9 protein-coding genes are annotated in these 12,038 nt (G+C 72.2%); 6 read left to right on the plus strand and 3 right to left on the minus strand.

The features are described from left to right. Window positions 1-351: 351 nt before the first annotated feature. The 3 genes from D6270_RS26150 (at window position 352) to D6270_RS26160 (ending at window position 4,752) form a co-directional block, all read left to right on the plus strand. The gene (locus tag D6270_RS26150) at window positions 352-2,478 is read left to right on the plus strand and encodes a DNA gyrase/topoisomerase IV subunit B (protein ID WP_109163225.1); all 2,127 of its coding nucleotides are present in this window, start codon (window positions 352-354) and stop codon (window positions 2,476-2,478) included. 217 nt (window positions 2,479-2,695) lie between these two features. After that, entirely contained in the window at window positions 2,696-3,163 is a 468-nt protein-coding gene (locus D6270_RS26155) for a DUF485 domain-containing protein (RefSeq protein ID WP_109163224.1), read from the plus strand. Further along, window positions 3,160-4,752 carry a monocarboxylic acid transporter gene (locus D6270_RS26160; protein ID WP_109163223.1) on the plus strand — a complete coding sequence of 531 codons (1,593 nt, stop codon included), beginning with the start codon at window positions 3,160-3,162 and terminating at the stop codon, window positions 4,750-4,752. The genes D6270_RS26155 and D6270_RS26160 overlap by 4 nt, the downstream gene beginning before the upstream one ends. 11 nt (window positions 4,753-4,763) lie before the next feature. Here the strand turns inward: D6270_RS26160 and D6270_RS26165 are convergent, their stop codons facing one another. Together D6270_RS26165 and D6270_RS26170 are read right to left on the minus strand one after the other, a co-directional pair. Next, entirely contained in the window at window positions 4,764-5,438 is a 675-nt protein-coding gene (locus tag D6270_RS26165; RefSeq protein ID WP_109163222.1) for a response regulator, read from the minus strand. Then, window positions 5,435-7,090: an ATP-binding protein gene (locus D6270_RS26170; protein WP_109163221.1), complete on the minus strand. Its 1,656-nt coding sequence runs from the start codon at window positions 7,088-7,090 to the stop codon at window positions 5,435-5,437. The genes D6270_RS26165 and D6270_RS26170 overlap by 4 nt, the downstream gene beginning before the upstream one ends. A 196-nt stretch (window positions 7,091-7,286) precedes the next feature. On the opposite strand from D6270_RS26170, the gene D6270_RS26175 reads away from it, so the two are divergent. Then, entirely contained in the window at window positions 7,287-8,306 is a 1,020-nt protein-coding gene (locus D6270_RS26175; protein ID WP_109163220.1) for a LacI family DNA-binding transcriptional regulator, read from the plus strand. 34 nt (window positions 8,307-8,340) lie between these two features. On the opposite strand, the gene D6270_RS26180 is transcribed toward D6270_RS26175, so the two are convergent. After that, entirely contained in the window at window positions 8,341-9,591 is a 1,251-nt protein-coding gene (locus D6270_RS26180) for a citrate synthase (RefSeq protein WP_109163219.1), read from the minus strand. Between the two features lie 110 nt (window positions 9,592-9,701). On the opposite strand from D6270_RS26180, the gene D6270_RS26185 reads away from it, so the two are divergent. Then, window positions 9,702-10,856, plus strand: a complete 1,155-nt coding sequence (locus D6270_RS26185; RefSeq protein WP_109163218.1) for a citrate synthase — start codon at window positions 9,702-9,704, stop codon at window positions 10,854-10,856. 24 nt (window positions 10,857-10,880) lie between these two features. Then, the gene (locus D6270_RS26190) at window positions 10,881-12,020 is read left to right on the plus strand and encodes a CobW family GTP-binding protein (protein ID WP_109163217.1); all 1,140 of its coding nucleotides are present in this window, start codon (window positions 10,881-10,883) and stop codon (window positions 12,018-12,020) included. Window positions 12,021-12,038: the final 18 nt, after the last annotated feature.

The following is a 12,038-nucleotide window of genomic DNA, read 5'->3' on the forward strand; positions in this document are numbered from 1 at the left end:
CTCGGGATGGCTGTCAGTTGCCGGTTGGCGGCGAATGTGCCGTATGCGGAGCGCTACGGTTTCGCATTGCTTGTCTTGGGGGTGGGTCCCTCCGGCCGGCTTGCCGGTGTGTTCATGAGGACGTGCCCGGAGCCTAAATGGTTCATGCCTCGAAGGGAACGTGATGTGCACGTCACTCCGACGAATGATCGAACATCCATGCGAGCCCGGATGGGGCTCGTCTAGCATGAGGATTCCCCGAGGGTGGCGTTACAACCGCTCTACCAGGCCTCTGTAGGCTCTCAGCGGCAACCGAAGCCGACCGTGATACCCACCAAGGGCCCAGATGAAATTCAGCGAGGAGCGAACCGCGTGACCGCCGAAACGTCCGTGCCGTCCACCGAGATGCTGACCGCAGCAGGCGGCGACCGGGACAGCTCCAACTACACCGCGCGGCACCTCCTCGTCCTCGAAGGACTTGAGGCGGTCCGCAAGCGCCCCGGGATGTACATCGGGTCCACCGACAGCCGCGGGCTCATGCACTGCCTCTGGGAGATCATCGACAACTCCGTCGACGAGGCCCTGGGTGGCCACTGCGACCACATCGAGGTCATCCTCCACGACGACGCCTCCGTCGAGGTCCGGGACAACGGCCGCGGCATCCCCGTGGACGTGGAGCCCAAGACCGGTCTCTCCGGCATCGAGGTCGTCATGACCAAGCTGCACGCGGGCGGCAAGTTCGGCGGCGGCTCCTACGCGGCCTCCGGCGGCCTCCATGGCGTCGGCGCCTCCGTGGTCAACGCCCTCTCCGCCCGCCTCGACGTCGAGGTCGACCGCAACAGCGCGACCCACTCCATCAGCTTCCGCCGCGGCGTCCCCGGCATGTTCACCGAGCAGGGCCCCGACAGCCCCTTCGACCCGGCCAACGGCCTCCGTAAGGGGAAGCGGGTCCCCAAGACCCGTACCGGTACCCGGGTCAGGTACTGGGCGGACCGGCAGATCTTCCTCAAGGACGCCAAGCTCAACCTGGAGACCCTCTACCAGCGGGCCCGCCAGACCGCCTTCCTCGTCCCCGGCCTCACCATCGTCGTCCGCGACGAGCGCGGCCTCGACGGCGAGGGCAAGACCGAGGAGACGTTCCGCTTCGACGGCGGCATCAGCGAGTTCTGCGAGTACCTGGCGCAGGACAAGGCCGTCTGCGACGTCCAGCGGCTGACCGGCACCGGCACCTTCAAGGAGACCGTCCCGGTCCTCGACGACCGCGGCCACATGACCGCGACCGAGGTCACCCGCGAGCTCGGCGTCGACATCGCGCTGCGCTGGGGCACCGGCTACGACACCACCGTCCGGTCCTTCGTCAACATCATCGCGACCCCCAAGGGCGGCACCCACGTCAGCGGCTTCGAGCGCTCCCTCACCAAGACGGTGAACGAGGCGCTCCGCTCCGCGAAGATGCTGCGGGTCGCCGAGGACGACGTGGTGAAGGACGACGCCCTCGAAGGGCTCACCGCCGTCGTCACCGTACGGCTGGCGGAGCCGCAGTTCGAGGGGCAGACCAAGGAGGTGCTCGGCACCTCGGCGGCCAACCGGATCGTCGCGGCCGTGGTCGCCAAGGAGCTCAAGGCGTTCCTGACCTCCACCAAGCGGGACGCCAAGGCGCAGGCCCGGGCCGTCCTGGAGAAGGCTGTCGCCGCCGCCCGTACGCGGATCGCGGCCCGCCAGCACAAGGACGCCCAGCGCCGCAAGACCGCCCTGGAATCCTCCTCGCTCCCCGCGAAGCTCGCCGACTGCCGCAGCGACGACGTGGAGCGCAGCGAGCTCTTCATCGTCGAGGGCGACTCGGCGCTCGGCACCGCCAAGCTCGCCCGGAACAGCGAGTTCCAGGCGCTCCTGCCGATCCGCGGCAAGATCCTCAACGTCCAGAAGTCGTCCGTCTCGGACATGCTGAAGAACGCCGAGTGCGGCGCCATCATCCAGGTCATAGGAGCCGGGTCCGGCCGGACCTTCGACATCGACGCCGCCCGCTACGGCAAGGTCATCATGATGACCGACGCCGATGTGGACGGCTCCCACATCCGCACCCTGCTGCTGACCCTCTTCCAGCGCTACATGCGCCCGATGGTCGAGGCCGGACGCGTCTTCGCCGCAGTGCCCCCGCTGCACCGGATCGAGCTGGTCCAGCCCAAGAAGGGCCAGGACAAGTACGTGTACACGTACTCGGACAACGAGCTGCGCCAGACGCTGCTGGAGTTCCAGCGCAAGAACGTCCGGATCAAGGAGTCCATCCAGCGCTACAAGGGCCTGGGCGAGATGGACGCCGACCAGCTGGCCGAGACCACGATGGACCCGCGCCACCGCACGCTGCGCCGGATCAACATCGGGGACCTGGAATCCTCCGAGCAGGTCTTCGACCTCCTGATGGGCAACGAGGTCGCGCCCCGCAAGGAGTTCATCACCAGCTCGGCGGCGACCCTGGACCGCTCCCGCATCGACGCGTAGCACCGCCGTACCGACGCCTGAGGCCCCCGCCCTCCCGGACTGCCGGAAGGGCGGGGGCCGCTCGCGTTCGGGACTCCTGTCACCTGAAGAGGTGAATTCGGGCGAAGGACGCGTCCGGGACCTTCCCTTACCGCTCATGGTGGGCCACGCGGCCGAAAAGGTCCGTGGACAAGGGAGTTGCCCGGTGGAGAAGGAAGCAGGGCCGACGGCCGCGGGAGTGCGGCTCGACGACCCGTGGTACGAGGCGTCGGCCGCGGGCTGGGACGGGGCGGACGGCACGGGAGGCGAGGCGGCGGACGGCGCGCCCGGCCCCGGTGAGCCGCCGCCCGCGCCCAGCGCGGCCGAGATCTATCTGGAGGTGCACCGCAGCGAGGCCTTCCGCGAGGTCCGCCGCCGCTACCGCCGCTTCGTCGCACCCGCCGCCCTCGCCTTCCTCCTCTGGTATCTCGCGTACGTCGTCGCGGCCACCACCGCGCCCGCGCTGATGGCCCGCCCGGTCGCCGGCGCGGTCAACGTGGCGATGGTGGCGGGGCTCGGCCAGTTCCTCACCACCTTCCTCCTGACCTGGGCGTACGCACGCCACGCGCGGTTGCGCAGGGACCGGGCGGCCCTCGAACTGCGGTGGAACACCCAGGAGATGACACGGGGAGCCGCACAGCCGGTGACGGGAGGGCGGGGACGTTGAGAGGCGACCACCAGACACTCGCCCTGCTGCTGTTCTGCGCGTTCATCGCGGTGACCCTCTTCATCACCACCTGGGTCAGCCGCGACCGGCAGGGCTCCGCCGAGGAGTTCTACGCCGGAGGGCGCCTGTTCTCGCCCATGGAGAACGGATTCGCCATCGCCGGCGACTACATGTCGGCGGCCTCCTTCCTCGGTATCTCCGGGCTGATCGCCCTCTTCGGCTACGACGGCATGCTCTACTCGGTCGGCTTCCTGGTCGCCTGGCTGGTCGTCCTGCTGCTGGTGGCCGAACTCGTGCGCAACTGCGGCCGGTTCACCCTCGCCGACGTGGTCGCCGCCCGGATGGCCGAGCGCCCGGTCCGTACCGCCCTCGGCACCTCCTCGGTCACCGTCTCCGTGCTCTACCTCGTCGCCCAGATGGTCGGCGCGGGCTCCCTGGTGGCCCTCCTGCTCGGCGGGACGAGCGACGCGGCCCGGTCCTGGACCGTGGTCGGCGTCGGCGCCCTGATGGTCGTCTACGTCTCGTTCGGCGGGATGCGCGCCACCACCTGGATCCAGATCGTCAAGGCCGTGCTGCTGATGGGCGGGGCGGTCGCCCTCACCGTGCTCGTCCTCGTCCACTTCCGGGGGGACATCAACAGCCTGCTCAACACCGCCGCCGAACGCAGCGGCCACGGAAAGGACTTCCTCGCCCCCGGCCTGCGCTACGGCGGCGACTGGACCGCGCGCTTCGACTTCATCAGCCTGGGCGTCGCCCTCGTCCTCGGTACGGCGGGGCTGCCGCACATCCTGTCGCGCTTCTACACCGTGCCCACCGCCCGCGCGGCCCGCCGGTCCGTCGTCTGGTCCATCGGCCTCATCGGCAGCTTCTACCTGATGACGATCGTGCTCGGCTTCGGCGCGGCCGCCCTGGTCGGCTCCGCCGAGGTCCGCTCCTCGAACGCCGCCGGCAACACCGCAGTACCGCTGCTGGCCCTCGACCTCGGCGGCGGCGAGGGCTCCACCGGCGGAACGGTTCTCTTCGCCGTCGTCGCCGCGATCGCCTTCGCCACGATCCTGGCCGTCGTCGCGGGCATCACGCTCGCCTCCTCGGCCTCCGTCGCCCACGACCTGTACGCGTCGCTCCGCCGCCCGGGCCGCAGGCAGTACGGCGAGGTGGCCGTCGCCCGCGTCGCCGCAGCCGGGGTCGGGGCGGTCGCCATCGCGCTCGGCCTGCTCGCCCAGAACCTCAACGTGGCGTTCCTCGTCGGCCTCGCCTTCGCGGTGGCGGCTTCGGCGAACCTCCCGGCCCTGCTCTACTCGCTGTTCTGGCGGAACTTCACCACCCGGGGCGCGGTCTGGGCCGTGTACGGCGGCCTCGTCCCGGCCGTCGTCCTGGTCCTGGTCTCACCCGTCGTCTCGGGCAGCCCCGCATCGCTGTTCCCGGGCGTCGACTTCCAGCTCTTCCCGCTGGAGAACCCGGGGCTGGTCTCGATCCCGCTCGGCTTCCTGGCGGGGTGGCTCGGTACGGTCACCTCGCGCGAGAAGCCGGACGAGGCCAGGCACGCCGAGAGCGAGGTCCGGGCGCTGACGGGGGCGGGGGCGGCGTAGAACCCGCGCGCTCACGCCGAGGTCCAGGCGTACCGGTGTTCCGGCCGGCCCGTCTCCCCGTACCGCAGCGTCAGCCGGACCTTCCCCGTCCGCTCCAGCAGCTTCAGATAGCGCTGCGCCGTCTGCCGGCTCATCCCCGCGCGCTCCGCGATCTCCTGTGCGGAGAGCGGGCCGTCCGCGTCGCGCAGCGCCCGCCGGACCAGCTCGGCGGTGGTGGGGGAGTGGCCCTTGGGCAGCTCCGGCTCGCCCGCCGCCCACAGGGCGCCGAACAGCCGGTCCACCTCCGCCTGTTCGGCCTGGCCGCCGCCGTCGAGGGTGTGGCGCAGCGCCGCGTACGCCTCCAGCTTCGAGCGCAGACCGGCGTACGTGAACGGCTTGACCAGGTACTGGAGCGCGCCGTGCCGCATCGCGTCCTGCACGGTCGCCACGTCACGGGCGGCGGTCACCATGATCACGTCGACCTGGCGGCCCAGCCGGCGCAGCTCCCGTACGACGGCGAGGCCGTTGCGGTCCGGGAGGTAGTGGTCCAGCAGGATCAGGTCCACCGGTACCTCCTCGACCACGGCCAGGGCCCGCGCCGCCGAGTGGGCCTGCGCGGCCACCCGGAATCCGGCGACCTTGGCGACGTACGCGCCGTTGATCGCCGCCACCCGGACGTCGTCGTCCACGATCAGGACCTGGATCACCGTTCACCTCCCGTCAGGGCCTCGTCAGCCGGTTCCGGCGCGGCCAGCGCCTCCGGCAGGACGGCCGTGAACACCGCGCCCCCGCCGTCCGCCGCCGTGACCGACACGCTGCCGCCCTGGCGCTCCGCGAGCCGGCGGACCAGGGGGAGGCCGAGGCCCCGCTTGCCGTGTGCCGGGAGGTCCTTGGTGGACCAGCCCTCGGTGAAGATCGACGCGTGCCGCTCCGGGGCGATCCCGGGGCCGCTGTCCCGTACCCGCAGCTCCACCGTACGGCCCTCGGCCCGCAGCCCGACCTCGATCCGGGCGTCCGCCGACCCGGCCGCCGCGTCCATGGCGTTGTCGACGAGGTTGCCGACCACCGTGACCAGGCCGCGCGGGTCCACCACCCGGTCCGGCAGGAGCGTGCCGGGCGCCAGCCGCAGCGAGACACCGCGCTCGGCGGCCACCGTCGCCTTGCCGACCAGCAGCGCGGCCAGCAGCGGGTCCCGCACCTTCTCCGTGACCTGCTCCGCCGTCGCCCGGTGGACGCCCGCCACCTCCGTCACGAACTCCATGGCGTCCTCGTGCATCTCCAGCTCCAGCAGCCCCAGCAGGGTGTGCAGCCGGTTGGCGTGCTCGTGGTCCTGGGCGCGCAGCGCGTCGATCAGCCCGGTGGTGGAGTCGAGTTCACGGCCGAGGTGTTCGAGCTCGGTCCGGTCGCGCAGGGTGACCACGGCCCCGCCGTCGTCCGTCTCCATCCGGTTGGCCAGCAGCACCCGGTTGCCCTGGACGGCCAGCAGGTCGTCGCCCATCACCCGCCCCGCCAGCACGTCCACCGTCCGGCCGGGGTCCAGCACCTCCTCCAGCGGCCGTCCCGCCGCCCCGGGGCCGAGCCCCAGCAGCCGCTGCGCCTCGTCGTTCAGCAGCCGGATCCGGCCCGTCCCGTCGAGGGCGACGACCCCTTCGCGGATGGAGTGCAGCATCGCCTCGCGCTCGGTCAGCAGCGCGGAGATGTCGGAGAAGGCCAGGTCATGGGTCTGGCGTTGGAGCCGGCGGGAGATCAGATACGCGGCGAGCGCGCCGACGGCCAGGGCCGTTCCGGCGTACGCGAGAAGCCCCGGGATCGCGCCGAGGAGGCGGGCCCGGACGCTGTCGTACTCGATCCCGACCGAGACCGCGCCGACCACCTCGTCCCCGGGGCCGTGCAACGGCACCTTGCCCCGGGCCGAGCGGCCCAGCGTCCCGCTGTCGATCTCCATGACCTCCCGGCCCCGGAGCGCGTCCCCGGGGTCGGTGGAGACCACCTCGCCGATCCGGTCGGCCTCCGGGTGCGACCAGCGCACGCCCCGGCGGTCCATCACGACGACGTACTCCGCGCCGGTGGCCCGCCTGATCTCCTCGGCGGCGGTCTGTACGGGGCCGAGCGCGGACGGCTCCGTGGTGCGCAGATCCTCGGCGATGCCGGGCCGGGCGGCCGTGCTCTGGGCGATGGCCAGGGCGCGGCGCATCGCCTCGTCGTCCAACTGGGCGCTGAGGGGGGCCAGGAACAGGCCGGTGACCAGCACGGTGACGCCCGTGATGATGGCCAGCTGCACCAGCAGGACCTGCGAGAAGACCCGCTGCGGCCAGCCGAACCGGCGCGGTCCCCGGCCGGAGGTCGGTGGGGCGTTCATCGTAGAGACGGTAAAGGGCCCGGGGGCCCGGCGGAAATCCCGGGGTCCGGCGGAGATCGCCCCGAAACCCGGGCGGTCCACCCCTTGCCTGGCGGCGCGGGTTCTGTGAGCGTTCTCGTACGGGCGTTCTGGGGGCGTTGCGGGGAGTTCGTCAGGAGCGCAATCCACTTGCACTTCTTGCGCTAATCTTGCGCTCATGACGCGACGACTTGCTCAAGTGGCCCAGAAGGTGGGAGTCAGCGAGGCGACGGTCAGCCGGGTGCTGAACGGCAAGCCGGGCGTCTCCGACGCCACCAGGCAGGCCGTCCTCTCCGCGCTGGACGTCCTCGGCTACGAGCGGCCCACCCAGTTGCGGGGGGAGCGGGCCCGGCTGGTCGGGCTCGTCCTGCCCGAGCTGCAGAACCCGATCTTCCCGGCCTTCGCCGAAGTGGTCGGTGGCGCGCTCGCCCAGCAGGGGCTCACGCCGGTGCTCTGCACGCAGACCAAGGGCGGCGTCTCGGAGGCCGACTACGTCGAACTCCTTCTCCAGCAGCAGGTCTCCGGCGTGGTCTTCGCGGGCGGCCTCTACCACCAGGAGGACGCCCCGCACGACCACTACAAGGTGCTCGCCGACCGCAAGATCCCCGTCGTCCTGATCAACGCGGCCATCGACCGGCTCGGCTTCCCCGGTGTCTCCTGCGACGACTCGGTCGCCGTCGAACAGGCCTGGCGCCACCTCGTCTCGCTCGGCCACGAGCGCATCGGCCTCGTCCTCGGCCCCTCCGACCATGTGCCCTCGCAGCGCAAGCTCGCCGCTGCCCGGGTGCTCGCGGAGGAGACCGGCACATCCGTCCCCGACGAGTGGGTGGCGCGGGCGATGTTCTCGCTGGAGGGCGGGCAGGCCGCCGCCATGCGCCTGCTGGAGCGGGGCGTCACCGGCATCATCTGCGCCAGCGACCCACTGGCCCTGGGCGCGGTCCGGGCCGCCCGCCGCCGGGGGCTCTCGGTGCCCGGCGACGTCTCGGTCGTGGGGTACGACGACTCGGCGTTCATGAACTGCACCGAGCCCCCGCTGACCACCGTCCGCCAGCCCATCGAGGCCATGGGGCGCGCGGCCGTGGAGCTGCTCTCGGTGCAGATCGGCGGGCGGACCGTGCCCTCGGACGAGCTGCTCTTCGAGCCCGAACTGGTGGTGCGCGGCTCCACCGCCCAGCCGCCGCGCGAGAATTCCCTCTGATCCGTAGCTAATTTGCAATGGTCCAGACCTGGGCTCACGGTGTGGGCTGCGGCGGCCGGGGGCCGGTGTACTGCCCGCTCGGCCGGATCCGCAGCGGGCGCTCGCCGTACTCCTCCAGCGCGTGCGCGATCCAGCCCGCCGTTCGGGAGACCGCGAACACCGTCTCGCCCGCCTCCGCCGTCATCCCGCAGGCCACGGAGAGGACGGCGAGCGCCAGGTCGATGTTGGCGTGCAGCGGCGCGTGGCGGGCCGTCGTGGCGACCACCTCCCGGGCCGCCGCCAGCGCCCCGGCCGCCTGCGGTACGTCCTCCAGCAGGGCGAACAGGGCGCGGGCCCGGGGGTCCTCACCCCGGTAGAGCCGGTGACCGAGGCCCGGCACCCGGCCCCCGGTCCGCAGGTGGTCGGCGACCACGGGGACCGCGCTGCCCCGGTCCACGGCCTCCTGGAGCATGCGGTGGGCCGGCCCGCTGGCGGCGCCGTGCAGCGGGCCTTCCAGGACCCCGAGGCCGGCGGAGACCACGGCGTACGGATGGGCGTGCGCCGAGGCGGCGACCCGGGCGGCCAGGGTGGAGGCGGCCAGGTCGTGGTCGATCAGCAGGGTCAGCGCCGCGTCCAGGACGGCGAGGGCCCGGGCGTCCACCGGCCGCGCGGTCAGCCGGGGCCACAGCCGCAGGGCCAGGGGGCCCTCCTCGGTCTCCGGCGCGCCGCCGAGCACCGGCAGCGCCCTCACGAGCGTCGGGATCAGGCTCCGCGCACTGCTCAGCACCGCCCCGGGCGACAGGTCGAACCGCAGCGGATCCGTGGCGGCGGCAGCGGTCACCGCCACCCGCAGCCGGTCCGTCGACCCGCTGTGCGCGGGCAGCGCGCCGACCGCCCGGCGGGCGGCCGCCAGGGTCTCCGGGGGCGCCTCGAAGCGGACGCCCGGCCGCAGCTCACCGGTCCACAGCCACTCCGCGACCTCCTCGAAGCAGTGCCGCCGGGCCAGCTCCGTGGCGTCGACCCCGCGGAAGTAGCACCGGTCCTCCTCGATGAGCGTGATGCCGGTACGGAACACGAGATCGCCCCCGGCCGGTGACGGCTCGCGCCGCCCCGAGCGCCGGGCCAGTGCCCGCACCTCGTCGGGGTCGAAGGTGCTGCCCCGGCCGCCGGCCGCCCGCACGCTGCTGAGCTGGCCCCGGCTGACGTACGCGTACACCGTCTCGGGCTTCACCCCCAGCAGCTCCGCCGCCTCGCGGGTGGTCAGCCGCGGTGTGTCCGGTCGGCCGGGCTCTGGTTGATCCGTCATGGGTGCCACCGTATCCATCGCTCTTCATATTGATTCAGTCAACATTGACAGACTTATCGTCAAGCATGGACAGTCGAATCAATGTTGCATGCACGGAGGAGAGATCGGCCATGACCACCACCCCTGTCGTCCCCGCCGTCCCCCGCGGTCTCGCCGGCGTCGTCGTCACGGACACCGCCCTCGGCGATGTCCGCGGGCGTGAGGGCTTCTACCACTACCGTCAGTTCTCGGCGATCGAACTCGCGGAGACCCGCAGCTTCGAGGACGTCTGGTACCTGATGTTCCACGGCGAGCTGCCCGACCGGGCGGCGGCCGCCGACTTCACCGCCCGTACGGCGAAACTGCGCGCGCTCCCCGCCGAGGTACGCGAGGCCCTGCCCGCCGTCGCCCGCGCGGGCGCCGTCTCAGGACCGCTCGCCGGGCTCCGTACGGCTCTGTCGCTGCTCGGCGCCGCCGGCGGATACCGGCCCGTCTACGACCTGAACGCCGACCGCCGCCGCGCGGACGCGCTGGCCGCCTGCGCCGCCGTACCCACGATCCTCACCGCCCTGCACCGCCTCGGTGAGGGCCTCGAACCCGTCGAACCCCGCGCGGACCTGCCGTACGCGGCCAACTACCTCTACATGCTCACCGGTGCGGAGGCGGAGCCCGAGCGGGTGCGGGCCGTGGAGCGGTATCTGATCTCCACCGTCGACCACGGCTTCAACGCCTCCACCTTCACCGCCCGGGTCGTCGCCTCCACCGGCGCCGACGTCGCCGCCTGTCTGGTCGCCGCCGTGGGCGCGCTCTCCGGACCGCTGCACGGCGGAGCCCCCAGCCGGGCGCTGGACACCCTGGACGCCATCGGCACCCCGGACCGCATCGACGGCTGGATCCGCGAGCAGGTCCTCTCCGGCCGCCGCATCATGGGCTTCGGCCACCCCGTCTACCGCACCGAGGACCCGCGCTCCCGGATGCTCAAGTCGATCGCGCAGGGCTTCGGCGGACCGCTCGTCGACTTCGCCACCGAGGTCGAACAGCAGGTGGAGGCCATCCTCGCCGAGCTCAAGCCGGGGCGGGAGCTGCACACCAACGTGGAGTTCTACGCCGGGGTCGTCATGGAGCTCTGCGGGCTGCCGCGCGCCATGTTCACGCCCACCTTCTGTGCCGCGCGGGTGATCGGATGGAGCGCCAATATCCTGGAGCAGGCGGAGGACTCGAAGATCATCCGCCCGGCGGCCCGCTACATCGGCACACCCCCGCCGCAGCCGGTCCCCGCACCCTGACCGCCCATCCGAGGAAGGCCCCCGTTGACCCCGCCCCGTACCCAGCAGATCCCGGTCGTCGTCCTGGCGGGCTTTCTCGGATCAGGCAAGACCACACTCCTGAACCACCTCCTCCGCAACCGCGCGGGCACCCGGATCGGCGTGATCGTCAACGACTTCGGGGCCATCGAGATCGACGCCATGACCGTCGCGGGCCAGGTCGGGTCGACGGTCTCCCTGGGCAACGGCTGCCTGTGCTGCGCGGTCGACGCGAGCGAACTCGACACCTTCCTGGAGACGCTCTCCCGCCCCTCCGCCGGGCTGGACCTGATCGTCATCGAGGCGAGCGGTCTCGCCGAACCCCAGGAACTCGTACGGATGCTGCTGGCCAGCGAGAACCCGCACATCCTGTACGGGGGTCTGGTCGAGGTCGTCGACGCCGCAGAGTTCGACGGGACCCGGGAGCGCCATCCGGAGATCGACCGCCACCTCGCCGTCGCGGACCTCGTCGTCCTCAACAAGACCGACCGGGTGGGGGAGGCCGAGCAGGAGCGGCTGCGCGCGACGGTCGCGGAGCTGAGCGGGCCCGCCGCCGTGATCTCCGCCGTGCACGGCCGGATCGACCCCGAGCTGCTCTTCGATCCCGCGCTGCGGCCGGACGGTGAGGAGAAGGCCCGTCAGCTCACCTTCGAGGATCTGCTGCGGGAGGAGGGCGGCGGCGATCACGGGGACCATCTGCACGCGGCGTACGAGAGCGCCGACTTCACCTCGGACGTCCCCATGGACCCGCGCCGCTTCATCGCGTTCCTGGACTCCCGGCCCGAAGGCCTCTACCGGATCAAGGGGTTCGCGGACTTCGGCGCGGGGGACCGGGACAACAAGTACGCGCTGCACGCGGTCGGCCGGTTCCTGCGGTTCGTGCCGCAGCCGTGGGCGCGGGGCGAACAGCGGCTCACCCAGCTCGTGATGATCGGCGCCGGGATCGACACCGAGGCGCTGCGGGCCGGGCTGACCGGCTGCCGGGCCGAGCCGCTGGAGAATCCGGAGCCGTCGCGGACCTCCGCCGACGGCCTCGACACCCCGGAGGCCGAACGCGCCATGTGGGGTGTGCTCCGCTACGTACAACAGGCACCGGAACCCGAAGGCGTACCCATGGACGTGGAGGAAGCGGCCGCGGAGGCGTGATGCCCCCGGGCCGCTCCC

Origin of the sequence: Streptomyces griseus subsp. griseus (genome assembly GCF_003610995.1) — a bacterium.
GTDB lineage: Bacteria > Actinomycetota > Actinomycetes > Streptomycetales > Streptomycetaceae > Streptomyces.

Bases quoted from the DNA above. Each gene is read 5' to 3' on its own strand.
- D6270_RS26170 (WP_109163221.1), bottom strand. From the start codon at position 7,090: ATGAACGCCCCACCGACCTCCGGCCGGGGACCGCGCCGGTTCGGCTGG.
- D6270_RS26175 (WP_109163220.1), top strand. From the start codon at position 7,287: ATGACGCGACGACTTGCTCAAGTGGCCCAGAAGGTGGGAGTCAGCGAG.
- D6270_RS26180 (WP_109163219.1), bottom strand. From the start codon at position 9,591: ATGACGGATCAACCAGAGCCCGGCCGACCGGACACACCGCGGCTGACC.
- D6270_RS26185 (WP_109163218.1), top strand. From the start codon at position 9,702: ATGACCACCACCCCTGTCGTCCCCGCCGTCCCCCGCGGTCTCGCCGGC.